Annotated in this window: 31 protein-coding genes, 1 tRNA gene and 1 riboswitch; of the genes, 18 read left to right on the top strand and 14 right to left on the bottom strand. The window is 70.6% G+C overall.

The features are described from left to right. The first annotated feature begins 3 nt into the window (after positions 1-3). Entirely contained in the window at positions 4-900 is an 897-nt protein-coding gene (locus tag ABD292_RS32405) for an NAD(P)-dependent oxidoreductase (RefSeq protein ID WP_344214011.1), read from the top strand. Here ABD292_RS32405 and ABD292_RS32400 read toward each other — a convergent pair. Then, positions 897-2,117, bottom strand: coding sequence for a hypothetical protein (locus tag ABD292_RS32400; RefSeq protein ID WP_344214009.1), 1,221 nt, complete (start codon positions 2,115-2,117; stop codon positions 897-899). The two genes, ABD292_RS32405 and ABD292_RS32400, sit on opposite strands and share 4 nt — an antisense overlap. Next, positions 2,096-3,175: a HesA/MoeB/ThiF family protein gene (locus ABD292_RS32395; RefSeq protein ID WP_344214086.1), complete on the bottom strand. Its 1,080-nt coding sequence runs from the start codon at positions 3,173-3,175 to the stop codon at positions 2,096-2,098. The genes ABD292_RS32400 and ABD292_RS32395 overlap by 22 nt, the downstream gene beginning before the upstream one ends. A 260-nt stretch (positions 3,176-3,435) precedes the next feature. Here ABD292_RS32395 and ABD292_RS32390 point away from each other — a divergent pair, with 260 nt between their 5' ends. From ABD292_RS32390 to ABD292_RS32375, 4 genes are all read left to right on the top strand, one after another. After that, positions 3,436-6,438 carry an AfsR/SARP family transcriptional regulator gene (locus tag ABD292_RS32390; RefSeq protein WP_344214007.1) on the top strand — a complete coding sequence of 1,001 codons (3,003 nt, stop codon included), beginning with the start codon at positions 3,436-3,438 and terminating at the stop codon, positions 6,436-6,438. A gap of 60 nt (positions 6,439-6,498) precedes the next feature. Beyond that, positions 6,499-6,783: a hypothetical protein gene (locus ABD292_RS32385; protein ID WP_344214005.1), complete on the top strand. Its 285-nt coding sequence runs from the start codon at positions 6,499-6,501 to the stop codon at positions 6,781-6,783. Positions 6,784-6,812: 29 nt separating this feature from the next. Further along, entirely contained in the window at positions 6,813-7,238 is a 426-nt protein-coding gene (locus ABD292_RS32380) for a hypothetical protein (RefSeq protein ID WP_344214003.1), read from the top strand. A 62-nt stretch (positions 7,239-7,300) separates the two neighbouring features. Continuing rightward, complete coding sequence (locus tag ABD292_RS32375) at positions 7,301-7,639, top strand: VOC family protein (protein ID WP_344214001.1); 339 nt, start codon at positions 7,301-7,303, stop codon at positions 7,637-7,639. Here ABD292_RS32375 and ABD292_RS32370 read toward each other — a convergent pair. After that, a complete protein-coding gene (locus tag ABD292_RS32370; RefSeq protein WP_344213999.1) occupies positions 7,636-8,031 on the bottom strand; it encodes a cupin domain-containing protein in 396 nt (131 codons plus the stop codon). The genes ABD292_RS32375 and ABD292_RS32370 overlap by 4 nt on opposite strands. A 52-nt stretch (positions 8,032-8,083) precedes the next feature. Here ABD292_RS32370 and ABD292_RS32365 point away from each other — a divergent pair, with 52 nt between their 5' ends. Next, positions 8,084-9,094 (top strand): GlxA family transcriptional regulator, encoded by a 1,011-nt coding sequence (locus ABD292_RS32365; RefSeq protein ID WP_344213997.1) that lies wholly within the window; start codon positions 8,084-8,086, stop codon positions 9,092-9,094. Here ABD292_RS32365 and ABD292_RS32360 read toward each other — a convergent pair. Both ABD292_RS32360 and ABD292_RS32355 read right to left on the bottom strand, forming a co-directional pair. Next, complete coding sequence (locus ABD292_RS32360; RefSeq protein WP_344213995.1) at positions 9,024-9,680, bottom strand: GNAT family N-acetyltransferase; 657 nt, start codon at positions 9,678-9,680, stop codon at positions 9,024-9,026. The two genes, ABD292_RS32365 and ABD292_RS32360, sit on opposite strands and share 71 nt — an antisense overlap. Next, positions 9,674-9,779: riboswitch (SAM riboswitch) on the bottom strand. (Overlaps the previous gene by 7 nt.) Before the next feature lie 36 nt (positions 9,780-9,815). After that, the gene (locus tag ABD292_RS32355; RefSeq protein WP_344213993.1) at positions 9,816-10,475 is read right to left on the bottom strand and encodes a TetR/AcrR family transcriptional regulator; all 660 of its coding nucleotides are present in this window, start codon (positions 10,473-10,475) and stop codon (positions 9,816-9,818) included. A gap of 82 nt (positions 10,476-10,557) precedes the next feature. Here ABD292_RS32355 and ABD292_RS32350 point away from each other — a divergent pair, with 82 nt between their 5' ends. Beyond that, positions 10,558-11,025 carry an anthrone oxygenase family protein gene (locus ABD292_RS32350; protein ID WP_344213991.1) on the top strand — a complete coding sequence of 156 codons (468 nt, stop codon included), beginning with the start codon at positions 10,558-10,560 and terminating at the stop codon, positions 11,023-11,025. Positions 11,026-11,035: 10 nt separating this feature from the next. Here the strand turns inward: ABD292_RS32350 and ABD292_RS32345 are convergent, their stop codons facing one another. Both ABD292_RS32345 and ABD292_RS32340 read right to left on the bottom strand, forming a co-directional pair. Further along, the gene (locus ABD292_RS32345; RefSeq protein ID WP_344213989.1) at positions 11,036-11,875 is read right to left on the bottom strand and encodes a CU044_5270 family protein; all 840 of its coding nucleotides are present in this window, start codon (positions 11,873-11,875) and stop codon (positions 11,036-11,038) included. Then, positions 11,868-12,440 carry an RNA polymerase sigma factor gene (locus ABD292_RS32340; RefSeq protein WP_344213987.1) on the bottom strand — a complete coding sequence of 191 codons (573 nt, stop codon included), beginning with the start codon at positions 12,438-12,440 and terminating at the stop codon, positions 11,868-11,870. Before ABD292_RS32340 ends, ABD292_RS32345 begins: the two co-directional genes overlap by 8 nt. A 239-nt stretch (positions 12,441-12,679) precedes the next feature. Between ABD292_RS32340 and ABD292_RS32335 the strand changes: the two genes are divergently transcribed. The 6 genes from ABD292_RS32335 to ABD292_RS32310 all read left to right on the top strand — a co-directional run bounded on the left by ABD292_RS32335 (position 12,680) and on the right by ABD292_RS32310 (position 18,363). Then, entirely contained in the window at positions 12,680-14,578 is a 1,899-nt protein-coding gene (locus tag ABD292_RS32335) for a WD40 repeat domain-containing protein (protein ID WP_344213985.1), read from the top strand. Positions 14,579-14,752: 174 nt separating this feature from the next. Then, positions 14,753-15,814 (top strand): HesA/MoeB/ThiF family protein, encoded by a 1,062-nt coding sequence (locus ABD292_RS32330; RefSeq protein ID WP_344213983.1) that lies wholly within the window; start codon positions 14,753-14,755, stop codon positions 15,812-15,814. A 63-nt stretch (positions 15,815-15,877) separates the two neighbouring features. Beyond that, positions 15,878-16,000: a hypothetical protein gene (locus ABD292_RS32325; protein WP_344213981.1), complete on the top strand. Its 123-nt coding sequence runs from the start codon at positions 15,878-15,880 to the stop codon at positions 15,998-16,000. 50 nt (positions 16,001-16,050) lie between these two features. After that, entirely contained in the window at positions 16,051-16,635 is a 585-nt protein-coding gene (locus tag ABD292_RS32320; protein WP_344213979.1) for a DUF6879 family protein, read from the top strand. Then, positions 16,632-17,816: a hypothetical protein gene (locus ABD292_RS32315; protein WP_344213977.1), complete on the top strand. Its 1,185-nt coding sequence runs from the start codon at positions 16,632-16,634 to the stop codon at positions 17,814-17,816. The genes ABD292_RS32320 and ABD292_RS32315 overlap by 4 nt, the downstream gene beginning before the upstream one ends. Positions 17,817-17,928: 112 nt before the next feature. Further along, positions 17,929-18,363 carry a hypothetical protein gene (locus ABD292_RS32310; RefSeq protein WP_344213975.1) on the top strand — a complete coding sequence of 145 codons (435 nt, stop codon included), beginning with the start codon at positions 17,929-17,931 and terminating at the stop codon, positions 18,361-18,363. Positions 18,364-18,396: 33 nt separating this feature from the next. On the opposite strand, the gene ABD292_RS32305 is transcribed toward ABD292_RS32310, so the two are convergent. Next, positions 18,397-18,624: a hypothetical protein gene (locus ABD292_RS32305; protein WP_344213973.1), complete on the bottom strand. Its 228-nt coding sequence runs from the start codon at positions 18,622-18,624 to the stop codon at positions 18,397-18,399. 36 nt (positions 18,625-18,660) lie between these two features. Here ABD292_RS32305 and ABD292_RS32300 point away from each other — a divergent pair, with 36 nt between their 5' ends. Next, positions 18,661-19,161: an HIT family protein gene (locus ABD292_RS32300; protein WP_344213971.1), complete on the top strand. Its 501-nt coding sequence runs from the start codon at positions 18,661-18,663 to the stop codon at positions 19,159-19,161. Positions 19,162-19,165: 4 nt separating this feature from the next. Here the strand turns inward: ABD292_RS32300 and ABD292_RS32295 are convergent, their stop codons facing one another. Further along, entirely contained in the window at positions 19,166-19,573 is a 408-nt protein-coding gene (locus ABD292_RS32295) for a VOC family protein (protein WP_344213969.1), read from the bottom strand. A gap of 55 nt (positions 19,574-19,628) precedes the next feature. On the opposite strand from ABD292_RS32295, the gene ABD292_RS32290 reads away from it, so the two are divergent. Further along, complete coding sequence (locus ABD292_RS32290; RefSeq protein WP_344213967.1) at positions 19,629-20,117, top strand: MarR family winged helix-turn-helix transcriptional regulator; 489 nt, start codon at positions 19,629-19,631, stop codon at positions 20,115-20,117. 30 nt (positions 20,118-20,147) lie between these two features. On the opposite strand, the gene ABD292_RS32285 is transcribed toward ABD292_RS32290, so the two are convergent. Beyond that, complete coding sequence (locus ABD292_RS32285) at positions 20,148-20,453, bottom strand: hypothetical protein (RefSeq protein WP_344213965.1); 306 nt, start codon at positions 20,451-20,453, stop codon at positions 20,148-20,150. Between the two features lie 263 nt (positions 20,454-20,716). Beyond that, a complete protein-coding gene (locus tag ABD292_RS32280; protein ID WP_344213963.1) occupies positions 20,717-21,355 on the bottom strand; it encodes a TetR/AcrR family transcriptional regulator in 639 nt (212 codons plus the stop codon). Positions 21,356-21,417: 62 nt separating this feature from the next. Here ABD292_RS32280 and ABD292_RS32275 point away from each other — a divergent pair, with 62 nt between their 5' ends. Further along, positions 21,418-22,083: a class I SAM-dependent methyltransferase gene (locus ABD292_RS32275; protein WP_344213961.1), complete on the top strand. Its 666-nt coding sequence runs from the start codon at positions 21,418-21,420 to the stop codon at positions 22,081-22,083. A gap of 96 nt (positions 22,084-22,179) precedes the next feature. Here the strand turns inward: ABD292_RS32275 and ABD292_RS32270 are convergent. The 3 genes from ABD292_RS32270 to ABD292_RS32260 form a co-directional block, all read right to left on the bottom strand. Then, positions 22,180-22,252, bottom strand: a tRNA-Ala gene (locus ABD292_RS32270). A gap of 17 nt (positions 22,253-22,269) precedes the next feature. Next, the gene (locus ABD292_RS32265; protein ID WP_344213959.1) at positions 22,270-22,998 is read right to left on the bottom strand and encodes an HAD-IA family hydrolase; all 729 of its coding nucleotides are present in this window, start codon (positions 22,996-22,998) and stop codon (positions 22,270-22,272) included. 15 nt (positions 22,999-23,013) lie between these two features. Next, the gene (locus ABD292_RS32260; RefSeq protein ID WP_020542320.1) at positions 23,014-23,133 is read right to left on the bottom strand and encodes a DLW-39 family protein; all 120 of its coding nucleotides are present in this window, start codon (positions 23,131-23,133) and stop codon (positions 23,014-23,016) included. A 482-nt stretch (positions 23,134-23,615) separates the two neighbouring features. Here ABD292_RS32260 and ABD292_RS32255 point away from each other — a divergent pair, with 482 nt between their 5' ends. Both ABD292_RS32255 and ABD292_RS32250 read left to right on the top strand, forming a co-directional pair. Continuing rightward, the gene (locus ABD292_RS32255) at positions 23,616-23,831 is read left to right on the top strand and encodes a heavy-metal-associated domain-containing protein (protein WP_344213956.1); all 216 of its coding nucleotides are present in this window, start codon (positions 23,616-23,618) and stop codon (positions 23,829-23,831) included. After that, positions 23,828-24,787: a hypothetical protein gene (locus tag ABD292_RS32250; protein ID WP_344213954.1), complete on the top strand. Its 960-nt coding sequence runs from the start codon at positions 23,828-23,830 to the stop codon at positions 24,785-24,787. Before ABD292_RS32255 ends, ABD292_RS32250 begins: the two co-directional genes overlap by 4 nt. Positions 24,788-24,804 lie beyond the last annotated feature (17 nt).

Below are 24,804 nucleotides of genomic sequence, written 5' to 3'. Positions count from 1 at the left end.
GGAATGACCTCGAACACCCAACAGTCTGCCGTCACCGTGCTCGGTCTGGGCCCGATGGGCCGGGCGCTGGCAGGGGCCTTCCTGGCCGCCGGCGTGCGGACGACCGTATGGAACCGTACGCCGGGCAAGGAGCATGAGCTGGTCGAGCGGGGCGCGGTCAGCGCCCGCTCGCCCGAGGAGGCGGCCGGCGCGAGCCCGTTGACCGTGATCTGCGTCGTCAACTACGACGCGGTGGACGCCGTCGTACGGCGCCCCGAGGTGACCGGCGCGCTCAAGGGACGCACACTCGTGAACCTGACCGCCGACACCCCCGACCGGGCCAGGGACACCGCGGCCTGGGCGGGCGAGCACGGCATCGGCTACCTGGACGGCGCCATCATGACGCCGACCCCGACCATCGGCACCCCGGCCGGGGTGTTCCTGCACAGCGGCCCCGAGGACCTCTACAGCGCGCACCGGCCGACGCTGGACGCGCTGGGCGGCACGCACACCCACCTCGGCGCGGACGTCGGCAGGGCGGCCGCGTACGACATCGCCCTGCTCGACATCTTCTGGACGGCGATGGCCGGGTACGCCCACGCCCTGGCCGTGGCCAGGGCCGAGGGGATCAGCGCGCGGGAGCTTGCGCCGTTCGCCCAGGGGATCGGCGCGATCCTGCCGCCGCTCTTCGAGGAGGGCGCGGCGGAGGCGGACAGCGGCACGTACTCCGGCGAGGGAAACCCGATCACCTCGGCGGTGTCGTCCATGGCCCACATCGTCCACACCTCCGAGGCCCACGGCATCGACGCGAGCGTGATGCGCGCGGCCGAAGGGCTGGCCCGCCGCGTCATCGGGCTCGGCCACGGCGACGACGGGTTCCTCCGCGTCACGGAGCTGCTCAACCCGTCGGCGCGCGCCTAGCGCCGCACGCGCTCCCGTACCGCGAGGAAAAGGGCCAGCGCGTACGGCCCGAGCAGCAGGGCCGCGCACAGCAGCGCGTACCAGAACCGCGGCTCGAACGGCCCCAGCACGAGCCGGTCGGCCGTCCACGCCAGCGTGGCGGCCACGACCGGGAGCACGAAGAAGACGAACCAGGCCAGCACCCCGGCGAACCCGGCGAGCCACACCCACCGGAACCACCGCCCGGCCCTGATGTCGGTGGGCCCGGCCGCGACCAGCTCCGCCGCCTGGCCCGGGGTGAGCCGGCCGAACGCCCGCCGCAGCAGCAGGGTCTTGACCCGCCACAGGTCGCGGCAGCCGAGCGCGTTGACCAGCACCGCGTACAGGTCGGTACGCAGGAACACCATGCACTGCCACAGCAGGCCCGCCAGCTTCACGAACACCCACACCGCGAGCGTCGCGTCCACGGCGGGAGCCGGCGACCACACCCCGTGCCGGATCAGCAGCCGGGCGGCCAGCAGCAGGCTGAGCACGACCACGTCCACCGCCATCCCGCCGAGCAGCGGCCCGTAGCGGAGGCGGCGCGGCACCGTCCAGAGCTGGGACAGGTCGGTCTCCAGGACCAGCAGCATCATCCGCCGGTCCACCCCGAACCTGGACCGGACGCCGATCGCGCGGGCGGCCAGCCAGTGCCCGCCCTCGTGCAGAGCGGTCGAGACCAGGACGAACGGCATGAGCAGCAGCACGCTCAGCCCGACGTCGCCGAGCAGGAACGCGTCCCGTTCCGGACTCGGGAACAGCGACGGCGAGGTCACGAAGACGGCCAGGCAGAACAGGGCGAGGGCGAGGTAGCAGGCCCAGGCCGCCCGCCCGAAGAACGGGCGGGCCACACGCTCGCTCACCCCCGCGAACCAGCGCCGCGTCTGGATCGGCGCGGTGCGCACGACCTGGCGTTCCGCGTCCGGCCGGTCGTCGAGGAAGCCCAGCTCGGCGAGGGTCGCCACGAACGACGGCAGGTCCACGGGCCGGCCGGCGTACGCCTCGGCCTCGGCGGCGGCCTCCTCCACGCTCGCGCCGCGCAGCAGCGCCGAGATCAGCACGCCGCCCACGGCGGGCATGGCCACGAAGGTGCCGGTGGCGGGGTCGCCGACCAGGGCCTCGTCGCCCTCCTGGATCACGGTGAGCGGGCGCAGCCGTACCCCGCCGGTCATGGGCGTCACCGCCGGGCCAGCGCGCACGCCGGGCAGCCCGGGTCGCGGGGGAACGGCTGCCACACGGGGACGAGCCCGTCCAGCAGGTCGAGCACGACCCGGGCCCCGGCCGCGCGCGGCGGCTCGACGCCGGTCAGATAGCGCATGACCTCGTACGCGACCAGCGACCCGACCTGCATCGCCATCGGCCCGGTGAGGCCGTTGGCGAGCCGCAGCCCCCGGCTGAGCCGCTGCGCGACGGCCGCGCTCGTCCGCCCGTCGCGCGGCGGCAGGTCGGACTCGTCGCAGAGCAGGCAGGCGCTCCTGCCCGGGTCCACGGAGAAGTAGATGAGCTGGGTACGGGTCATCCCGCCGGCGACCAGGGGGACGCCCGCGCGCAGCGCCGCCTCGTTCACCCACAGGTTCGCGTCGGGCGCGCCGTCGAGGCCGCCCGCGATCACGTGGACGTCCTCGGTCAGGTCCTTGAGGTCGTCAGGGCCGGAGATCCAGCGGTCCACGGCGCGTACCTCGATGCCGGGGTCGAACTCGCGCACCCATTCGGCGGCGCGCTCCACCTTCGACCGGCCGACGTCGGCCTGCCGGTAGAGGAACTGGCGGGCGAAGTTGCGCGGCGCGATGTCGTCGCGGTCCACCAGCGTGAGCGCGCCGACGCCGAGCCCGGCCAGGCACTGCACCAGGGCCGAGCCGCCGCCGCCCGCGCCGAGCACGAGGACGTGCGAGTCGCGCAGCCGCCGGACGAACTCCGCCCGCGACCTGCCCAGCCGGGCGAAGGCCCCGAAGAACGTCAGATTGGAGAAATGCCGCTCGTTGGCCTCCGGGTCGCCCAGGAACCGTTCCGCGGCGTCCTCGACCAGGCCGAGCGAGTCGAGCCCGGCCAGCCCCGCGCGGACGTCGTCCCCCGTGACGGCGACGCCCCGCGCGGCCAACCGCGCGCTCAACTCCTCCGCCGTGGCCGGCCCGCGCGCCAGCTCGTCGAGGAGCGCCGCGATCCGGCCGTCGGGATCGGCCAGCGTGTACGCCTCGCGCGGGTCATGGACCACCACCAGCTCGTCGCCCAGGGGTTCCCAGGCGCACTCCTTCAACATCACCTGCATCACGCTGTCCGCATCATCCGTCGGGCCGGGGACTGGCCGGGAGGCGGCAGGACCGCCTCCCGGCCGGCTGAGAGGCGGTGCCTCAGGTCATGAACTGGGTCGCCTTGACGGCCTCGACCTTGCGAACCTCGATCTTCACCGCGTTCACCTCCTTCTCCGCTCGTTTCCGATCAACCTCCTCCATCGGCCCACACAAACCGCATAGGGTCGCCATAGAAGGACAGAACCGCTGATCGTGCCGGGAGACGCAGGTGGACTTCGCGATCCTCGGGCCCGTCCAGGTCACCGACGCGCGGCGGCCCGTCCGGCTGGCCGCCAAGGCGCGCGCGGTGCTCGGCGTCTTCCTGCTCCACCCCAACACCGTCCTGACCAGGGAGCGGCTGATCGCCTCGGTGTGGGACGACCCGCCCCGGTCCGCGCTGCCGAACCTGCAGACGTACCTCACCGCGCTGCGCCGTGCGGCGATCGAGGTCGAGACCGTGCCGCACGGCTACCGCCTGTGCCTCGGGCCCGACCGGCTCGACGCGCTCGCCTTCGAGGAGGCCGTACGTGAGGCCAGGCTGGAGGCGGCGCGCGGGGAGCCCGCCGCGGCGAACCGGCTGTTCGCGCGGGCGCTGTCGCTGTGGCGCGGCCGGCCCGCCGAGGACGTGACGCTGGCCGCGACGGTGCAGGCGCGCATCGCCGAGCTGGAGGAACGCCGGGAGAGCGCCCGGCTCGGCTGGATCGACGTGCGCCTGCGGCTCGGCCTGTACGACGAGCTCGTCAGTGAGCTGACCGCGCTGGTGGAGGCCGCGCCGCTCAACGAACGCCTGTGGCACCGGCTCATGCTGGCGCTGCACCGGGCGGGCAGGCGCGCCGAGGCGCTGGAGGCGTACCGGCGGGCCCGCTCGGTCCTCGTCGCCGAGCTGGCGCTGGAGCCCGGCCAGGAGTTACGCGAGCTGCACGCGGCGGTTCTCGACGACGGTCCCGTTCCCGCTCCCGAGCTGGAGACGGTACGGGAGCCGGGGTGGACGGGGATCTGCCTGCTTCCGGCGGACATCGCCGACCTGGCGGGGCGGGAGCGCGAGACCCGCGACCTGGTCACGGCCCTGGGCGCCTCCGAGCCGGCGTCCGGTTTGGCGGCCGATGGGGCGAGTGGTGCGGCGGCCGGTGGGATGTCCGGAGGGGCGGCCGGTGCGGCGAGTGGTGCGGCGGCCAATGCGGCGAGTGGCGCGGCGGCCGGTGCGGCCCGCCGGGCTGCCGGTGTGGCGCCGGTGATCGTGGCGGTGTCGGGGCCGCCCGGTGTCGGGAAGACCACGCTGGCGGTGCACGTCGCGCACCTGGTCCGCGACCGGTACCCCGACGGCCAGCTCTTCGTCCGGCTGCACGGCGCGTCGGCGACGCCCCGCGACCCGTCCGACCTGCTCGCGGAGCTGTTGCGGGCGCTCGGCGTGGACTCAGCGGGCGTGCCCGCCTCCACCGAGGAGCGGGCGGCGACGTACCGGGCCATGATCGCCGACCGCGCGGTGCTCGTGCTGCTGGACGACGCGGCCGGCGCGGCCCAGGTGCAGCCGCTGATCCCGGGCACGCCGCGATCGGCCGTCCTCCTCACCTCCCGGGGGCCGCTGCCCGCGCTGCCGGGCGCGGTCACGTACGCGCTGGACGTGCCCACCCCGGCCGGCGCCCGCGCCCTGCTCGCGGGCGTGGCCGGGGCGGACCGGGTGGCGAGCGACCCGGAGGCGGCGCAGGCGATACTCGACGCCTGCGGGCGGCTGCCGCTCGCCCTGCGCATCGCCGGGGCGCGCCTCGCCACCCGCCCGGCCTGGCCCCTGGCCGAGCTGGCACGCCGCCTCGCGGACGCTTCGGCGCTGAACGAGTTGCGCGCGGGCCATCTGGACGTCCGCGCCACGTTCGAGGCGAGCTACGCGACCCTGTCTCCGCCCGCGCGGCACGCGTTCCGGCTGCTCGGGTCGGTGGCCGCCGACGGCGTGGCGGCCTGGACGGTGGCGGCGCTGGCGGGGGCGAGCCCGTACGACGTGGACGGCTCCCTGGAGGAGCTGGCCGTCGCCGGCCTGATCACCGCCGGCGCGGCCGACGCCGCCGCCCAGCCCCGCTACCGCATGCACGACCTGCTGCGCGGCTTCGCGGGCGAGCTGTTCCACGCCGAGGAGAGCGGTGAACACCGGACGGCCGCGCTGCGCCGGGTCGCCGCCGAGGCCCGCGCCCGCGCCGCCGGCGCCGCCTCCGAGCTGCCCCTCGCCTTCGCCCCGCCGCCGCTGGATCTGCCGGAGAGGACGCCGCCCTGCCCGGAAGGCGGCGCCTGGCTGGCGGCCGAGCGCGGCGTGCTCGTCGCCGTGGCCGAGGCCGCCGCCCGAGCCGGGCTGGTACGGGAGGCGGCCGGTCTCGCGTACGCGCTGGCGCCGTTCCTCGTCGTGCGCGGCTTCCACGACGACGTCGTACGGATGGTGGGCACGGTCGCCCACGCCGCCGCGACGGCGGGGGACACCGTCACCGAGACGCGCCTGCGGCTGGTGAGCGCCGACGCCGAGGTCGATCGCCGGCGCGCCGGCACGGTCGCGGACGAGTTCCGCCACCTGCTCGGCCGCAGCTCGCGGGCGGGGGACCGGCACGCGGCGGCGTACGCGCTGCTCGGGGTCGCCGCCACCCTGGAACACGACCTGGGCTCCGCGCTCACCGCCGCCACGCTGGCCGCCGAACGGTTCCAGGAGCTGGGCGACGCGCACGGCCTGCTGAGCGCGTGGACCGAGATCGCCGGCATCCAGTTCTACCTGCGCCGGCACGACGCCGTCGGAGCGACCTGCCGCCTGGCCCTCGCCCACCTCGACGGCCACAGCTCCCTCCATCGGGCCCGTTTCCTGCGCGCCCTCGGGATCGCCTGCTACGAGACGGGCCGCGTCGAGGAGGCGATCGGCCACTACCGGGCCAGCCTGGACCTCTGCCGCGAGCTGCGATGGGAGACCGGCGAACGGCTGTCGCTGCACCGGCTGGCCCAGGCCGAGGCCGCGCTGGGCCGCCACGACACCGCCATCGGCATGCTCGCCCGGTGCGCGCGGATGTTCGTGAACGCGGGGGACACGCGGGGGCAGGCGCTGATCTCGTACACGTTGGGCGAGATCAGCCGGTGGCGCGGCGACGAACGGGTGGCGCTGGCCCACTTCACCGCCTGCCTCGACCGGCTCGACCCGCTCAACGAGCACCTCTGGTCCGCCCGCACCCGCGACCAGATCGCCCGCTCCCGCGCCGCACTCCGATGACCGGTCAATGCCCTGCCCGTGTCCTGGTCCCGGCACCCTCGGTCCGCGAGCCTTGACCACATGAAAAAGATCGCTCTGCTGGTCCCGACGCTGGCCGCCGCCGGCCTCGCCCTGGTCGCGCCCGCCAGCCCCGCCGCCGCGAACCCGATCCCGCCCGCTGCCATCCCGCCGCCCCGGTGCGTCCCCGAGAGCCAGGGCAACGGGACGTACGAGTGGGAGTACCAGTACACCTCGACCATCAGCAAGGGAGGCCACGGCACCCGGACCCACCACTTCTACGTCTACTACGTGCCGGTCACGTGGTTCAGCACCGGCACGAAGGTGAGCTGCAGCCTGTCCTTCTGAATGTCGGTACCTCTCGCTACGCTCCCCGCATGTTCGGCTTGGACACGGAGGAGTCGCTGCTCCTCATCCTGTTACTGATGATCGTCGGGACGGGGATCAGTAGGTGGGCGGCGCGGCGCAAGGTGGCGCAGATCTACATCGGCCTGGACCACATCACCCCTGTCGGCGTGCAGGTGCGCGCCCACGACCTCATTGAGGCGGGCAGGTTCCGCGACGCCGTGAAGCTGGTCCGCAAGGAGTCCCAGGTGTCCCGCCGCACGGCCGTGGAGGTCGCGAACGTGCTGCGGGACGGCGGGGTCCTGCCGGGGTTCCCGGTCTTCGACCAGGGTGACCTCTCCGCTCAGGTTCGTGCGCTGATCGCGGCCGGGAGCCGGAAGGAGGCCGTCTTTCTCGTACGAACCACCGAGGACATGAGCCAGGCGGAGGCCGAGGCGTTCATCGACTCCCTCCGATGACTCCCGGGCCCGGGCGTGGTCTTCCTCATGAGACGACCGAACTCATGAGGAGGAGCGATCCCGTGGACCTGCACAGCGTGGTGTGCGTACGTGACCGGACAATCTCCCTGAAGTGGTACGAAGCCTTCTTCGGCCGGCCGGCGGACGAGATCATCGGCGAGGAACACCTGTGGCAGACCGGCGAGAACGCCTGGCTCGTCATCGACGACCGGCCCGTCCGGGCCGCCCGCGTCGGAGGCGCCATGATCACGTTCGGCGTGACCGACCTCGATGACATCCTGGCCCGCCTGGCCGCGCACGGCATCGAGCACGAACCGGTGGAGACCTACCCCAACGGGGTGCGCCACGTCGAGATCCTCGACCCCGACGGCAACAGCATGTCGCTCGCACAGCTCCCCTAGAAACCGAGCGGGCGACCCGTCGTCGCGTCGACGTGATCGGGGATCTCGGCGTGGCGGTCGCCGACCGACGACGTCCCGGTGGGCTCGAACATGAGGATCGCCGCCCCGGCGGGCGCGGACGGCCGGTGCTCCGTGCCGCGCGGGACGGTGAACACCGAGCCCGTGGGCAGCCGGACCGTACGCTCCCCGCCGGGCTCGCGCAGCGCGATGTCCAGCTCCCCGTCGAGCACCAGGAAGAACTCGTCGGTGTCGTTGTGGACGTGCCAGACGTGCTCGCCCTCGACCTTCGCGACGCGTACGTCGTAGTCGTTGACCCGCGTGACGATCCGAGGGCTCCACAGGGCGTCGAAGGAGGCCAGGGCCTGGCTGAGTGCGATGGGTTCGAGGTTCACGAGTGCATCCTGACCCACCGGACCCGCCCGGCGTGAGTGCTAGGAATAGCACATGCCGCAAGAATCCTCGCACACCGCCTCGGACGCGCACCGGGTCGTCGTGATCGTGGACGAGAACTCCAACCCCTTCGAGCTGGGCTGCGCGACCGAGGTCTTCGGCCTCCGTCGGCCCGAGCTCGGCCGCGACCTGTACGACTTCCGCCTGTGCTCCCCCGAGCCGCGCACCCTGATGCGGGACGGGTTCTTCACCCTCACGGGCGTCGCCGGCCTGGAGGCGGCCGACGCGGCGGACACCCTGATCGTCCCGAACCGTCCCGATGTCGAGGTGCCCAGAAGAACCGCCGTGCTCGACGCCGTCCGCCGGGCGCACGCGCGTGGCGCCCGCCTGGTCGGCTTCTGCAGCGGCGCCTTCACCCTGGCCGAGGCCGGGGTGCTCGACGGGCGCCGGGCCACCGCGCACTGGCAGTGGGCGGACTCCTTCCGCGCCCGCTTCCCTTCCGTCCGCCTTGAGACGGACGTGCTGTTCGTGGACGACGGCGACATCCTCACCGCCGCGGGCAGCGCGGCCGCGCTCGACCTCGGCCTGCACATCGTCCGCCGCGACCACGGCGCGGAGGTCGCCAACTCGGTGAGCCGGCGGCTGGTCTTCGCCGCCCACCGCGACGGCGGGCAGCGGCAGTTCGTGGAGCGGCCGGTGCCCGAGGTGCCTGACGAGTCCCTGGCGCCCGTACTCGCCTGGGCCCAGGAGCACCTGGACGCCCCGCTCACGGTGTCCGACCTCGCGGCCCGCGCCTCGGTCAGCGCGGCCACCCTGCACCGCCGCTTCCAGGCGCAACTGGGCACCACCCCGCTGGCCTGGCTGACCGGGGAACGCCTCGCCCTGGCCTGCCGGCTGATCGAACGCGGCGAGTCCCGCTTCGAGACGGTCGCCCGGCACACCGGCCTGGGCACGGCCGCGAACCTTCGCGCGCTGATGCGCCGCAGGATCGGCCTCACCCCCCTGCAGTACCGCCACCGCTTCGGCCCGGGCCAGGCGCCGACGCCGAGGCCAGCCGGGTCATGAGCGTCCGCCGGACGGCCGGCCAGTCGGACGAGACCACCGCGAACATCGCCGAGTCCCGCAGCATCCCCTCCTCGCCGGGCGCCCACGACATCGACCAGTTGCGAAGGACCCCCTCGAAGCCGATGCCGAGCTGCTCCAGCGCACGTCGGCACCGGTGGTTGCGGGCGTCGGTCTTCAGATCGACCCGCGCGACGCCGATGCTCTCGAACGCGTACGCCAGCAGCAGCAGCTTCGCCTCGGCGTTGATCCCGGTGCCCTGCGCCGACGCCGCGAGCCAGGTGAAGCCGATCTCGATCGCCCGTAGGGAGTCCGGCCGGTCCGGCCACGGCCGCGGGTCCCAGAACGCGGTGCACCCCACGGCTTTCCCGTCACCTACGCGGATCTGGGCGAACGGCGTCAGCCCGTCCCTGGCCAACTGCGCCGCGACATACCCCCGCATCCCGGACCCTCGGGGAACCAGCGTGAACCCGTAGGACGCCCTGTCCTCCTCGGCGGCCTCCGCCAGGTCGGCCGCGTGTTCCATAGTCAACGGCTCCAGCCGTACCAGGGAACCGGCGAGCACGGGAACGTCGAGCTGAACGCTCATCAGACCTTCCTCATCGTTCCTGGCGTTGGCACCTTGCCCGAGCTGGGCAGGTTGCCGGACCGTCACAGGGCCAGGCCCCTCAGATCCTCTGGATGATCGTCGAAGACCGATCCTTCCCAACGACCGCCGGCAGCGTCAAGCCTGGAGGAGGGTGGCCGCGAGGATCCCGGCCAGCCATTCCTCGTACTCGGCCTCGCTCCACCCGCAGACCTCGGTCAGCTTCTCGAAGTTCTCCGTCGAGGTGAGGACGTAGATCTGCTCGGCCGCCCTGGCAGGAGTGAGGCCCGGCCGCAGGGCCCCGAGCGCGTGCAGATGGTGGGCCGGCCCGTGGCTGCCCTTCAGCCGCTCACGTTCGATGTCGGCCAGGACCTCCTGGAGCCCCGCGTCGGACGGGGAAGCGGCGGCGGCCGCGCGCAGGACGCGGTGCACGGGCTGGATGCGCCGGAGGATCCCGGTGGCCATGGCGGCGTACCGGGCCAGCTTGCGTGCGGGGTCGGGTTCGTCGATGATCGCCTGGACCTCGGGGCGGTCGCTCTGCGGCAGGGGCCGGGCGTCGCCGGCCAGCGTGATGTCGTAGACGAGCTTGGCCAGGGCGGGCTTGCCGCCGGGGGAGGACGTGTACAGCGTCTGGAGCGCCACCCCCGCCTCGCGGGCGACCTCGGCCATGGTCGTGTCCGCGTAGCCCTTCCTGATCATGAGTTCCCGCGCCGCGCCCGCGATCCTCTGCCGCGTGGCCTCGGCCTGCTCCTGTCGCAGAGCGCTGGAGTAGGGACGGCGCTTCTTCCGCTCAGTCATCGCCAGCCATACTCCCAGAACCATATTGACTAGAAGCCCTTCCAATGAAAGCGTCTGTCTATACCCAACTCCCGGAGATGCGATGTCCTTGGTGCTGACCGCGGCCAGGATGGTCGCGCTGCTGCTGATCGGCCTGTACGCGGGCGGCGTCGTCTTCGTCCTCCTCGCCCCGTCCGTGGCCCGCCTGCCGGGACCTGCCTACGTCCGGTACTGGCAGGCGCTCAACGTCGACTACGGCCGCGCCATGCCGCCGCTGCTGCTGGCCGGCATCGCGGCGCTGATCGTCGCGGCCGCCCTGTCGTGGCCCCGCGGATGGTTCGCCTTCGGCCTCACCGCCGCCGCCCTGATCCTGGTGATCCTCACCGTGGCCCTCACCCTGGCGGGCCTGGAGCCGCTCAACCGGCTGGCGGACGCCTGGGACCCCGACCTCCTGCCCGCCGACTGGGAGGAGAGCCGCCGTCGGTGGCTGAACCTGCACCTCGTACGGACCGCGTTCGCGCTCGCGGCGTTCGCCTCCCTGATCACCGTCCAGACCTTCGACCGCCCCTGAAGAGCGGCCTTCAGCGCGGGAACTCGTCCGTCCACCCGGTGGTGACGGAGATGTACGAGTTGCTGATCGCCGCACCTCCTTCGGCGGTCAGCAGGATGGTGGCGCGCGTCACCCGGGCGGCCTCAGGATCGACGACCATCTTGACCTCCACCTTCCCGGAGAGCGGGATCACCAGCTCCTGTCCGTCCTCGACAGGCCCCACGTTCCTGACCCCGGGGGTGGTGGCGAGGGCCTCGAATGCCGCCGAACGGACCCGCGCGGGCGTCGGCAGCTCCGTGATCAGCTCGATCAGCGGGGAGACGAGCTCGCCTTGCCGGTCGGCAGGGAACATGGCGCTGTCCTGGCGGGGCAGCCCGGCGATGTGCTCCTTCAGCTTCTCCGGATCCGCCGGCAGCCCTTCGAGCTCCTCGAACCCGATCTCGGCGCCCATGAGTCTGAACGGCGCCGGGTCCTCGACGACCGAGCCGGGCGTGGCGGACGGCTCGTTCCTGGACCAGTGGCGGCCGTCGCGGGTGGTCCAGCTCTCCTGCACATGGGGCCCGTCCGGGCCCTGGAACGTACGCTTGATGTGCCAGTAGGTCCCCGTCCCCTGGGAGACGTGCTCGGCGCTGGCCGCCGCCATGAGCAGGACGTCCCTGCCCGAGACCGGCGCGGCGGCGGGCTGGAACACGCCGGCGACGATCACTGCGGCGGTCACCGCGGCGGCCACCGCCATGCCCAGCACCGGCAGGCGCCGGCGGGCGCGGCTGCGCCTCATCCTGTCCCGGAGACGTTCCCGGCTGCGGGCGACCGCCTCGGCGGACGGCTCGGGCTTGGCGAGAAGGGTCGCGACGGCGTCCAGGTCATCCACGGGCGTTCTCCTTGTCGATGATAGCGACGATCTTGCTGCGGGCCCGGCTGAGCCGGGAGCCCACGGTGCCGACGGCGATGCCGAGCGCCTGAGCCACTTCGTCATAACTGAGCTGGCCCAGGGCCACGAGCAGCAGCACGTCGCGCTCGCCGCCGGACAGGGCGGCCAGCGCCCTGGCCAGATACGGCTGCATGCGCTCGGCGGCGACCGAGGTGACGACCCGGTCCTCGTGGCCTTCCACGACGGGCTCGGGTCCCAGCTTGGCCAGCGCCTTGTAGTGGCGGGTCTCCTTGCGGCGGTGCCTGGCGATCAGATTGGTGGCGATGCCGAACAGCCAGGGCCGAAGGTCTCCGCGTTCCGGGTCGTACCGGTCGCGCCGGTCGAAGGCCAGCAGGAACGTCTCGGCGGTGAGGTCCTCGGCGATCTGCGTGTCCAGGCGGCCCGCGACGTACAGGTAGATGTCGCGGTAGTAGCGGTCGTGGACGGCGGTGAACAGGTGGGGGTCGCGCCGGTACCGGGCGACGAGCTCGGCGTCGGTCACCTGTTCGCTCGCTTCGGCGCTCACGTTCTTGTCTCCGGCATGCGGTCTGCCTTCTGGGTCTGCGGTCTCGATCACCCATCCTTCGCCGCAGCCCGGAATCGTCTTCCCACACGCCGGCGGCATGCCCGAGGTTTTCGGGACGTGTCCCTTTATAGGCGTCTAAGATGCGCGGAATGTCGTCCCTGCCCCGCCATGAGGCACCGATCAGCCGTCCCGCTGCCTGGCGTGTGCAGCCGACGTGGACCAGTCTGCTGCCGAAGGGCGTGAAGTCATGCCCGCCGCTGGGCTCCGCGGAGGGCCACACCACTTATGTGTCGGCGGTGGTGACCACGGTCCTCGACGGCCGTCCCGTGGCGGTCACCGGGAGCGGCGACAACACCGTACGGGTCTGGGATCTGTCCACCGGTGAGCTGATCGGCGCCCCATGGACCGGTCACACGAACACGGTGCGGGCGCTGGCGATCTCCGTGCTGGACGGCCGTCCCGTCGTGGTCAGCGGTGGTGACGACGGCACCGTACGGGTGTGGGAGCTCGCGTCCGGCAAGCCGGTCGGCGAGCCGTTCCACCTCCAGGACGGCGTGCGGGCCCTCGCGATCGCCGAACGCCATGGCCGCCAGGCGGTGGTCACCGCGTGCTACCACACGCCGGTAGGAGTATGGGACCTGGAGACGCGGCAGGAGGTGATGGCGCCGATCCGCGGCCACAGTGGCCCGGTGTACGCGGTGGCGACCGCGGCGCTGGACGGCCGCTGGGTGGCCGTCACGAGCGGCCGAACGGTCCGGGTGTGGGACCTGGACACCGGTGACCCGGTCGGCAGCCCGTTCACCCGCGACAGCGGACACGTGAGCGCGCTCGCGGTCACGGAGCTGACTCCAGGCCATCCGGTGGTCGTCTCCGGTGGCTACCAGACGACCACCCGCGTGTCGGACCTGGCCACCGGCCTGCCGGTCGGTGACCTCCCCCGATCGGTGGACCTGAAGTCCGTGACGACCACGGTCATGGACAACCGGCTGCTGGCGATCACCTGCACTTCCAATGAGCCCACCATCCAGGTATGGGACCTGCGAACGGCCGAGCTGGTCGATGAGCTGTACCCCCAGCATCCCCGCACGCTGCTCGCGGTGGCGACGGCTGTGACGGACTGCCGGCAGGTGGTGGTGTCGAGCTGCGACGGCGGATCGGTCCGGGTGTCCGACCTGGTCGTCGACCGACCGGCCGGCAAGCCGGAACGCCACGACGCCGCGATCACGGCGGTGGCCACCACTTCAGTGGCCGGCCGGCCGGTGGCGGTCACCGGGAGCGCTGACGCGACCGTACGGGCGTGGGATCTGGAAACCGGCGATCAGGTGTGCCGGCCACTCACGGACCACACCGGCGCCATCACCGTCGTGGCCGCGACCCAGGTGGACGGCCGGGCGGTGGCGCTCGCCGGAGGCAAGGACGGCGAGGCCCGTGTCTGGGACCTCGCCCTGGGGAAAGCGGCCGGAGCGCCGCTGGCCGCCCACCGCGGCCCGATCACCGCGATCGCCGCCGACGACACGGACGACCCGCCCCGGGCCATCACCGCCGGCGACGACAAGACCATCCGGGTATGGGATCTCCGCACCGGCGAAGAGACCGGAAACCCCCGCAAGAGCGACCACCGATCCGTACAGGCCCTCGCCATCACCACGCTCGACGATCGGCCCGTCGCTCTCCTCGGACGGCGGGGCGGCGGCTTCCGGGTCCGTGATCTCACCGCGAACCGCGACACCCGGCTCCAGACCACCGGGAGCAACGGCAAACCGGTGCGTCTCGTGGCCGCCACCCTCGCGGACGGACGACCCATCGCCGTCACCACGAACGACGACTGGCGCGACCCATGGACGCAGGTCTGGGACGTCGCCACCGCCCAGCAGATCGGTCAGCTCCGCACGACGTACAAGGACGTCTACCTGATGAACGTGGACGTCCTCGCCGCCACCACGATCGACGGCCACCCCATCGCGCTCACCGCGAGCCAGAGAACGGTAGCAGCCTGGAGCCTCGCCACCTTCGACAGGATCATCCCTGACCTCGCGTTCCCCGACCAGGTCAACGCCGTCGCCACCACCCCACAGGGCCACGTCATCGTCTGCTTCGGCCGTGACATCGCCGTACTCACCATGGCCAGATCGAGCTGACCGCGGCCTGGTCCGGCAGGACGTCCCCCACGTCTACAGCACCGTCGGCCCGGACGAAGCGCTGGCCACCCTCCTGATCCGCTCCCCCCGACAGAACTGAGCAATCGCCTACGTGACCGCGGCCTGGAGCGCTCGATCTTGACGCTGCGACGCGCCGCTGCCGACCATCGGTGAATGCGCCTTCCCCGTGTGAAACCGGAACACGCCCCTTACCGGCTCAGCGACGGCACGATCCGTCTCGGCGGCGCCCTGCACGGGATAGCGTCGGAGATCGCGGATGCCGACGGTTGGGCGTGGGCCGCCCTGATGCTCATGAACGGCACCCGGTCCCCCGCGGAGATCGCCTCCGAGCTCCGCTCCGGCTTCCCCGACCTGACCGCCGAGGACGCCGAAGGCATCGTCGCGACCCTCCTGTCCTCCGGCCACGTGGAGGAGGCCGCCCCCGGCCCGTGCCAGGAGCTGGCCGAGCAGGAGCAGGAACGCTACAGCCGGAGCAGGGACTACTTCCGCTGGGTGGATCTCACCCCGCGCGACCACGGATGGGAACCCCAGCTGCGGATCAAGGACGCTCGCGTGCTGGTGCTCGGCCTGGGCGGGACCGGCAGTCACGCGGCCTGGTCGCTGGCCGCCGCAGGAGTGGGCCGGCTGCACCTGGTGGATCCTGACGTCGTGGAGCTGTCGAATCTCAACCGGCAACTGCTCTACACCGAAGCGGACATCGGCCGGCCCAAGACCGAAGTGGCGCTGGAGCGGCTGCGCCAGGTCAACTCCGGTGTCGAGGTCACCGTGGAGAAGTCGACGGTGGACAGCCCTGAGCAACTGGCAGGCCTGGTCGGCGGCTTCGACGTCCTGGCGCTGTGCGCCGATCGGCCGCGCGAGCCGTCCGGCATCCAGAGCTGGGCCAATCGCGCGTGCTGGAAGGCGGGGATCCCGTGGGTGAGCGGCGGGTACAACGGTCCCCTCGTCAGCGTGGGCGTCTTCGGCCCTGGGGGACCGTGTTTCGCCTGCGTACGAGCCGGCATACCGCCACAGCCCGGCGCCGACTACGCCTGGCCCGGGGTGACCGGCGCGTCCGCGGGGTTGTCCGGGCACCTGGTCGCGCACGACGTCCTGGCGCTCGTGACCGGGACTCTGGCCACACCGCCGGGCTACTTCCACGGAGTGACGCTGCTGGACCCGGACGGGCACGTGTACGCCCGCCATCCATCGCGACCCGAGTGCGAAATCTGTTCTTGATCTGCGGCCGAAGGGATCATACTCTCGCCGTTACCGTTCCCGACCCGATCGGTAAGGAGTGTCATGAGTAGCACCCCCTCCCCGGAACCACAGCAGGAGCGGAAGCCGCGTAAGAAAATCATTGTGCGCCGGCTGGAAAAGATCGAGCCCACCACGATGACTCCCAGCCAGGGCAACTCCAACTGATCAACGTGCGGGCAGGGCGACCTGCCCGCACCTGCATCTCGGGAGGCGTGATGAGTGACGTTCTGAGCCGCTTGATCAACGTGCCCGCCAAGGCGATGAACGCGGCCGAATACGGGGCCGACTTCGCCAGAGAGTTCGACCGCGCCGCCGGAGTCGTGTGGAAACTCGAACGCGCCCAGCATTTCGACGAGGGGGATCTGCCCAGCTATCTGGCGATGCTCGACGGAGACTGGGACCGGGCGATGGAGCTGGCGGAACAGATGCGTCCCGGTTTTCGCGCCGACAATCCCGACCGGATGGACTTCCGCCGGATCCGAGTGGTGGAAGAGCCGTTCTCCCCGTACGTCCGCTGGGAGCTCGCGTTGCTTTCCATGCGCGCCGAGGAGGGTGAGAACAGCAGGGTCGTGCCCGTCTCGGCGGTGCACCCGTACGAGGCCGAGGGGCCCGTGCCGGAGCTGGTCCTGTTCAACCCGACCCTGCTGTACGAGGTGCGCTACGACGAGACCGGAAGGCACACCGGCGCACGCAAGATCACCGATCCGCGCGCCGTCGAGCCCTGCATACCGGTCCTGGCAGATCTCTTCGAGAAGGGCGAGGACCTGCGTACGTACTGCGCCAGGATGAGGGTGGCTTGACGGTCGCCTTCCACCGTCTCGGTGTCCGCCGTGACGGCGACGAGTGGATCGTCGGGCGGGTGGACTCGGGCGACTTCGTGGCCGTACCCGAGGAAGGACTGCTGGCCATCCGCCTGCTGGGGCAGGGAATGAGCGTCGAGCAGGTACGCGCCCGCTTGTGGGAGGAGACCGGCACCGACCTCGATGTGGACGACTTCGTCGCCGACCTGTCGGACGCGGGTCTGGTGGCCGAGGTCGAGGGGCGTCCCGTACCGAGCCCGCCGCCACCGCGACCGACCTTTCCCCGGCTCCAGCCCCGGTACGTGCGCTGGACGCTGCATCCCGCGCTGCACCTGGCCCTGTCGGTGCCGATCGGGGCGGGAATCGCCTGCCTGGCCTTACGCCCCGCGATCTTCCCGGGATGGGAAGCGGCCTTGTGGACCGGCCACGGCGTCGCCGTACTGCTGACCTGGGCGGCGATCGCCTGGCTGACGACGGGGCTCCACGAGCTGGCTCACCTGGTCACCGCCAGGGCCGCCGGAGTGCCGGCGCGGATGACCCTTGGCACGCGCCTGCAGTTCCTGGTGGCACAGACCGACGTCTCGGGGATCTGGCTGGCGCCGACACGCGTCCGCGTCACCGTCTACCTGTCCGGCATAGCCGTCGATCTGACGATCTGTGGCCTGGCCCTGACCTGGGCGTACCTCATGGGCCCGAACCCGCTCACCTCCTGGACCATCCTCATCCAGGCAATGCGCCTGGCCAATCAGCTCCTGGTGTTCATGCGTACCGACCTGTACTTCCTGCTGCAGGACGTCACCGGCTGCCGCAACCTGTACGGCGACGGCGCCGCCTACGTGCGCGGCCTCCTGCGCGGCAGGCGGAACACCCTGGCCGCGCTGCCGCCACGCGAGCGGCTCAGCGTGCGCCTCTACGCGATGCTCCAGAGCGTCGGCACCGTCGCCTGCCTCGCGTTCGCGGCGCTGGTCACGCTGCCGCTGGTGATCACCTTGATCGCCCACTCGGTCCGGGACCTGCTGGCGGCGGTGGAGCCGTGGGCGATGGCCGAGGCGGTCGTGGTGCTGTTGCTCGTCATCGTTCCGGACGTGCTCTGGGCCCGCGTGTGGTGGCGCAGGCACGGCCCACGGATCAGACGAGCGACAGCGGCGGTGGCGCGTGGGTTATGGAACGCCCCAACTTGACTCGAACATGCACGAGTTTTTGCCCGGTCTTGTCCAGATGCAGTGATCCACGCCAGAATCAGTTCAGCCTTCAACTACTGGGTTGGAGCGTCACTGCACGGATAGGAGAGGCATGAAGCGCATCATCTCCGTTCTCGTCGCCACCGGCGTCCTCGGCGCCACGCTCACCGGCACCAGTCCCGCATTCGCATCCGCATCCACCTCCGCCGTCGACTGCGCGGCAGGCGGATACACCCGGGTCCACAACAGCTACGTCCCCACCAACATCGAGAGGCCCGCGATCGACGGCCGCAGCTACAACATCGGCGGCCCGCTCGCGTACACGTACGAGATCTGCCTCGACATCCCGGACACCTCGACCTTCACGATCGAGGTGCGGAGCTGGAACAACGGCTCACAGAGCTCGTTCGTGGACGACCGACCCGGGGACAAGATCTTCCGCTACTCGCTCGCCCCCAACAGCTTCTGGCAGGTCTACGGCACGCTGACCGGCCCCGGCAGCACGTACCTCTACTACACCTGGTACGAGAAGCAGATCCCGGCCTGACCCGGAACAGACTGACAAAAGGCCACATCCCGCTCACGAGGGGATGTGGCCTTTGACCTGGAGTATCTCGGCGGCCAATACGACCATGTCCCGCCCATGCGTGTAGTACTTGATCGCATATTGGTCATCAATCACCAAGAGGACCTTCTCGAACGCCGATGTCAGCCGCGTCAGGCGAGAGCGGTGCCGTGCGCTGACCCGGCCCTCGAGAACACCCGAAGCGAGGCCATAGGCGTCCGCGTCGAGCTTCTCTGCCGCCATGCGGAAAATCCTCCCAGGGTTCCAGGAAAGGCAGCGATGACTGATCCCATCAAGCGCGTGCCGTTCGACGTGGAAAGTTACATCCGCCGTTCCCGTACGGGACCGTGCTTCATCTGCGCGATCGTCAGCAAAGATCCCGCCCAGCCGGAGGAAATCGTCTACGACGATGGCGAGCACATCGCGTTCCTTGCCCGCTTCGCCTCGCTGCCGGGCTATGTCCTCGTGGCGCCCAAAGCCCACATCGAACACGTCGTCCGAGACCTCACTGAGGACCAGTTCGTCACGGTGATGCGGATTGTGCGTCGAGTCGCTCTGGCTTTGGAGGCGAGCGTGCCCTGCGAGCGAACGTACCTGTTGTCCTTGGGTAGCCAGCAGGGCAACGCCCACCTGCACTGGCACGTCGCGGCTCTGCCGCCTGGCGTGCCGTACGAACAGCAGCAGTACCACGCCCTCATGGCAGAGAACGGGATCGTCGAGCACACCCCCGAGGAGGCCGCCGCCTTGGCCACCGCGCTAAGGAATGCCTTGGACGCCTAGCTTGTCAGTACGCCTGCAACTCCAGCAGATTGCCCTCCGGATCACGCAGAAGCGCCGTACGAAGGCCAGGGCCCCACTCCGGCCGGTCCGTCGGCGGTGCCACGGCCTGACCCCCCTGACGCAGGCAGAACCGGTAGCCGGCGTCCACGTCCGCCACCCGGCTGACGAACATCACCACGTCCTGCACCGCAGGGCCGTGCTCCGGCAGGTCCGCGGTGCCGGCCACCCGGGCCATGGCCTCCCGGTCGAACAGCGTCAGCACCCCCTGCCCGCCGGCGTCCCAGTGAGCGTACGGGCCGGCTTCGGTGCCCTGCACCCGCTCGGCGCCGATCAACTCGGGGAGCACGGCGTCATAGAAGCGAAAGGCCGCAGCGAAGTCGCCGGCCAGCAAACGAGGGTGGAACCCGTCCATTCCCGCTCCCATCGTAGGTTCGCACCAATGATAGGTACCAACCTACAATAGATGAGTGACCAAGACACCACCCCGCCTGGCAGCGCTGACCCCCTACCTGCTGTCCAAGACCGGCAAGGCCGTACGCGGCCAGGTCGCCTCCCGGCTCGCCCTGCACGGAGTACGGATGTGGCACATGGCGATCCTGGACGCCCTGGCCGGCTCCGGGCCGCGCTCACAGCGGGAGCTCGCCGCCGCACTGGCGATCGACCCCAGCGACGTGACCAAGGTGCTGGACGAACTGGTCTCCGCCGGCCACGTCGAACGCACCCGCGACCCGCGAGACCGTCGCCGCATCCACGTCATGCTCACTCCCGCGGGAGCCGACGCCCTCGCCGACCTGGCCGCCGAAGTGTCAGCGGTCGAGGACGAAGTGCTGGCGCCTCTGGACGCAGCGGAGCGCGCCCAGCTCCACACCCTGCTGACCCGGGTCTTCCACCACCTCGAAGGTGCTGCCGTACGAAATAAAAAAGCCACTTCCCGTTCTAGGGAAGTGGCTTTTTAGCTGACGCTTTGCCGACCTGCGGAAACCTGATCAGTCAACGCACATCGCTTCGTGGGTGGACCTGAAGACCCATGTGCCACCACCTGGAGAGGAATAGATCGTCAGCGTGTAATAGGTCCCAGGGGTGCAGTCGTGGCCGACCGCGAGGACGGCCTCCCGGGCCCGCTGTTCGGCCGCCGCCAGCCCGGCCGCGTGGGTGCTGCCCGCCCCCAGCGCGGTGGCGCTGCGGGGAGTGTCATAGCCGTCGGCGTGCGCGGCCACGGGCGCGGTTGCCAGGCCGACCGCCACCACCGCTGGGACGAGGCCCAGCCGGTGGAGCCAAGTGACTTTCTGCATGCTTCTCCTTACAGGGGACGGGCAGTTGATCGATCGAAGTAGATTTAGCGCACGTCGATATCGCGGCGATATTCACCACTTGGACACAAAGATCTGCCGGCCGTTGTCCTCCTGGCGGAACACACGGCGAAGGGCATCCCAGAAAATCGGCTTTCAGGTAATCTCGCCCCATTAAGGCGGTCTCAATGCTCTGACCTGCAGATTGAATTCGCCGAGTCGTTTGAAATTACTGAATTACGCGGAACGCAGGTATCAGGTGATCACTACCCTGGGCCGGCGCAGAGCTGGAAGGTCAAAGTGGTGCGGGCCCACTCTTCCCACGTGTCCGCCGACCAGCTGCGGTCGCGGACGAAGATCAGGTAGAGCTCCGGACTGAGCAGGCCGAACAGCAGATCCGCCGCTATCTCGACGGAGAGGCCGGACCGGACGTCGGGCTTGCCGACCAGGGCTTCGGCCGCCGCGTACTGCACGGTGTAACGCGGGTCGGGCCCATCCGGCCACTGCGCGGCGATCTCGGGGTCGGTGGCCGCAGCGGACGCGATCAGCGGCATGATCGGGGCGACCCGGCCCAGGATCTCGCAGGTGCCGCGGACGTGCGCGCGCAGTTGCCCGGCCGCGGTGGGCTCGGCGCACGCGGCTCGAAACCACTCACGATCCATGGTGGCGACGGGCTCGGTGTCCCCGGCGATGGACGTGTCGACGACGTCCTTGAACAGCGTCCGCTTGTTGCGGAAGACGAAGTAGACCGTCTGGACGGCCACACCTGCCCGGTCGGCGACCTCCTGAAGGCTCGTCGCTCCGTAACCCTGTGCGACGAACAACTCGCGAGCCGCCTCGACGACCTTCTCACGGGTACGGCGTGAGCGCTCGGCTCGCTTGTCCGGCCGGTTGACTCTCTCCATTTTGCGAGTATAACTTCAGAGTTCGACACTAGAGTTCAACTCTAGCTTCTTTGGAGGAGACGATGGATCAGCTCAACGCCCAGAACCCGGACTCGGACCTGACCCCAACGGAACAGGCCCAGGAGGAGGAGTCCGTACACCGCGCACTGGAGGGCTTTTACCGAGCCGGCAAGCCGCCATGGGACACCGGCGTCACCCCGCCCGAGCTGGTGGCCCTGGTAGAGGGGCAAGGCGCGCTGCCGCCCGGCCGCGCCCTCGAACTCGGCTGCGGCACGGGAACCAACGCCATCTACCTCGCCCGGCACGGCTGGGAGGTGGCGGCCGTCGACCTGATCGACCGCGCCGTCGACCAGGCCAGGCAGAGGGCCGAGGCGGCGGGAGTGACGGTGCGGCTGCTGCACGGAGACGCCACCCGCCTCGACGAGCTGAACGTGCCCGGCCCCTTCGACCTGTTCTTCGACCTGAGCTGCTACTGCGGAATCCTGCTGCACCGCCGCGACGCCTACGCCGCCGGGCTCACCCACCGCGCCGCTCCCGGAGCACGGCTGCTGATGTTCGGGTACGGCCCCGAGCCGCTCGACAACCCGACCACCGAGATCAAGTCGTGGGCGGCGGGCGTCACAGCCGACGAACTCCGGGCCAGGTTCGCCGGCTGGGAACTCCTCGACGTCACACCGGGCACCAACTCGGTGCCGACCTTCTGGTTCACGCTGCGACGCGTCGCCTAGCGCCAAGGCGGCGCTGAACGCGCCCTACAACTGTGGTAGCCGTATAAAACCGAAAAGGCCCCTCCCCGATCAGGGGAAGTGGCCTTTTGCTTGGAGTGGAGCCTAGGAGATTCGAACTCCTGACATCCTGCTTGCAAAGCAGGCGCTCTGCCAACTGAGCTAAGGCCCCTTCGAGACGAAGATAGCTTACCGGGCGGAGGATGCCACCTGCGTCGCGCCCATGCTGTCGCTCAGGATCAGGTCGGGGAAGTCGACGATGGAGTCCAGGATGTGGGTCGCGCCGCCCTTGAGGAGGCGTTCGCGGCTGTGGACTCCGGTCATGAGGCCGGCCACCACGGAGGCGCCGGCGCGGCGGCCGCAGAGCATGTCGCTCTCCGAGTCGCCGATCACGGCCACGTTGCGTACGTCGGCGATGCCGAGGCGAAGGACGGCGTGGAGGACCATGTCGGGCCAGGGGCGGCCGCGGCCTCCCGCGTCTTCCGGGCTGATGGCGAGGTCGATGCGGTCGTGCCAGCCGAGGATGCCGAGGACGCGGCTCAGCGTGGTGCGGCTGAAGCCGGTGATCAGGGCGAGCTTGACGTCGTTGCCGCGGAGCTTGTCGAGGACTTCGAGGACGCCGGGCATGGGTTCGAGACCCGCGCGCTCCAGGGTGCCCTCGTAGGAGCGCTCGAAGGTCAGGTTGGCCGCCTGGGCCTGGGCCTCGTTGCCGGGGAAGATGCCGCGGAAGACGTCGATCTTGGGGCAGCCCCGGGACCGGTGCACGTGAACCATGGCTCGCGCGTACGCTCCGGTCCCGGGCACTATGCCCTGTGTCGCGATCGCCTCGGCGAAGGCGCGTTCGACCATGGCGATGTCACCGACCGTGGTGCCTGCAAGGTCCAGGCACACCAGCTTGATGGGGACGATGTCACTCATCGCCTCGCCGGTCGGTTAGTTCTCGCTGCCGGTCGCCTCGGTCCAGAGATCGAGCTCGGCGCGGTCGGCCTGCACCTTGCGCCAGATCAGCAGCCCCCCGAGGGCGATCAGCGCAAGCACGAGCAGCTTCTTCACGGTGTGACCCCACTTCTTCGACGGCCTCACCTGCCGGGGTGAGACCCAACGGTTGACATGCAGCCTAGCAAGGGATGGCTGCGGTCCTCGTGTTGTGCGCGGACCAGATGTGCGGATTGAGCGGTGAAATGTGCGGATTGGGGGATGGATAGGGATACGGGCAGGTGCCGAAACGACTGCTCAGGCAACTTTTCAAGCGAGCGGGTGCTCGGCGAGTCTTCGCGTGTTCAAGAGCCCACCATATCCAGGGGTGACGGTTCTCACGTGCCGACGGGGCCGCCTGTCCGGATTCGGGGGCTTGCTCATACCCTAGGGGGGTATGTTAGGTTCGCAGTGGTTGGGCGGGACGCTGTGAGCGAACGGCCCGCCGCTGGACCGCCTCTGTCCGTACGTCATAGGGAGAGGCGGGGCACCGAAATACCCTAGGGGGGTACGGTGTTAGACTCGAAGAGGACGTATTTGACCATGTTGAGGAGACCGTGATGACCGTTACCGCCACCTACACCGTCAAGGGCATGACCTGCGGCCACTGCGTCAGCTCGGTGAAGGAGGAGGTCGGCGAGGTCGCCGGCGTCACCTCCGTCGAGGTCGAGCTGGAGAGCGGCCTGCTCACGGTGAGCAGTGACGAGCCCGTCGAGCAGGCGAGGATCGCCGCCGCCGTGGAAGAAGCCGGGTACGAACTGGCAGGCCGGTCATGAACGCCGCCGGCAAGCTGGGCGCCTACGTCCTGGGGCTGGCCGTCGTGTTCGGCGGGGCCCTGGGAGTAGGGCGGGTCACCGGCCCCGGTGACGCCCCCACCCAGGGGAAGTCCGCAGCGGTGGCGGAGCATGCGGAAACGGGCGGGCACGACGGCGCGGACGGCGGTCATGAGGCCACCACCAACAGCGCCACCACTACCAGAACTGATACCCCCGGGGGGCTCCAGGTGTCCCAGAACGGCTACACCCTCTCCCTGCTCACCACCCCGGTCACCGGCCGCCCGATGGACCTGACGTTCCGCGTCACCGGCCCCGATCAGCGCCCCGTGACCGGCTACAAGGTCGAGCACGACAAGAAGATGCACTTCATCGTCGTCTCCCGCGACCTCACCAGCTTCCAGCACGTCCATCCCGAGATGGCCCCGGACGGCACCTGGAAGACCAGCCTCACGCTGCCCGCCCCCGGCGCCTACCGCGCCTTCGCCGATTTCGTCCCTGAAGGCCCCGAGGGCGGCGAGAAGCTGACGCTGGGCGCCGACCTCCAGGCCGCGGGCGACTACCAGCCGCAGCCGTTGCCGCACGTCAGCCGTACGGCGACGGTCGGTGACTACACTGTGAACCTCGCAGGGAACCTGGTGCCAGGCCGGTCGAGCAAGCTCACGCTCACGGTCAGCAAGAACGGCAAGCCGGTGACGGACCTCCAGCCATACCTGGGCGCGTACGGACATCTGGTCGCGCTGCGCGCGGGCGACCTCGCCTACCTGCACGTGCACCCGGAGGAGAGCGAGCAGGCCGGGCCGGAGATCACGTTCTACGCCGAGGTGCCGAGCGTCGGCAACTACCGGCTGTTCCTCGACTTCCAGCACGACGACCAGGTGCGGACGGCGAGTTTCACCGTCCCCGCCACCCTGGCCGACGGGCACGCGCCCTCGGCCACCCACGACCACGGCCACTAACGGCACGGACGCGACGA

The sequence above is a fragment of the Nonomuraea bangladeshensis genome, assembly GCF_039529455.1.
Lineage (GTDB): Bacteria > Actinomycetota > Actinomycetes > Streptosporangiales > Streptosporangiaceae > Nonomuraea > Nonomuraea bangladeshensis.
Note: the sequence above shows the minus strand (reverse complement) of the source record. Positions and strands in the feature narration are given on the sequence as shown.